This is a genomic window from Dellaglioa carnosa, assembly GCF_026948345.1.
Classification (GTDB): Bacteria; Bacillota; Bacilli; order Lactobacillales; family Lactobacillaceae; genus Dellaglioa; species Dellaglioa algida.
In genome coordinates this window covers 1-641 of record NZ_JANXLI010000016.1, presented here as the reverse complement: position 1 = coordinate 641, position 641 = coordinate 1, and the positions used below count along the sequence as shown (strand labels likewise).

General features: G+C 49.1%; 7 tRNA genes. All 7 read left to right on the top strand.

Annotated features, from left to right (window positions below):
* Nucleotides 1-8: 8 nt before the first annotated feature.
* Nucleotides 9-81: transfer RNA gene (locus tag N0K80_RS07835), tRNA-Val, on the top strand.
* A 3-nt stretch (nt 82-84) separates the two neighbouring features.
* Nucleotides 85-157 (top strand) — tRNA-Lys (locus N0K80_RS07830).
* A gap of 18 nt (nt 158-175) precedes the next feature.
* Nucleotides 176-257, top strand: a tRNA-Leu gene (locus tag N0K80_RS07825).
* A 14-nt stretch (nt 258-271) separates the two neighbouring features.
* Nucleotides 272-347 (top strand) — tRNA-Thr (locus N0K80_RS07820).
* A gap of 16 nt (nt 348-363) precedes the next feature.
* Nucleotides 364-435, top strand: a tRNA-Gly gene (locus N0K80_RS07815).
* An 11-nt stretch (nt 436-446) separates the two neighbouring features.
* Nucleotides 447-535: transfer RNA gene (locus N0K80_RS07810), tRNA-Leu, on the top strand.
* A gap of 28 nt (nt 536-563) precedes the next feature.
* Nucleotides 564-637 (top strand) — tRNA-Arg (locus N0K80_RS07805).
* Nucleotides 638-641: the final 4 nt, after the last annotated feature.

Sequence of the window (641 nt, the reverse complement as noted above, 5' to 3'; positions counted from 1 at the left end):
TATTATTTGGAGGTTTAGCTCAGTTGGGAGAGCGTCTGCCTTACAAGCAGAGGGTCACAGGTTCAAGCCCTGTAACCTCCATTTGAGCCGTTAGCTCAGTTGGTAGAGCATCTGACTTTTAATCAGAGGGTCGACAGTTCGAGCCTGTCACGGCTCATTTTCAATTCCACATCCTGCGGGTGTGGCGGAATTGGCAGACGCACTAGATTTAGGATCTAGCGTCGTAAGACGTGGGGGTTCAAGTCCCTTCACCCGCATCATTTTCAGTTATGCCGACTTAGCTCAGTTGGTAGAGCACCTGATTTGTAATCAGGGGGTCGGGCGTTCGAATCGTCTAGTCGGCACCATTTTTTTAATTTTTTTGCGGAAGTAGCTCAGTGGTAGAGCATCACCTTGCCAAGGTGGGGGTCGCGGGTTCGAATCCCGTCTTCCGCTTTTCAATAAATGCCGGGGTGGCGGAACTGGCAGACGCACAGGACTTAAAATCCTGCGGTGAGTGATCACCGTACCGGTTCGATTCCGGTCCTCGGCACCATTTATTGTTTTAATTTTATATTTTTAATGCACCCATAGCGCAACTGGATAGAGTGTCTGACTACGAATCAGAAGGTTGTAGGTTCGACTCCTACTGGGTGCATTTT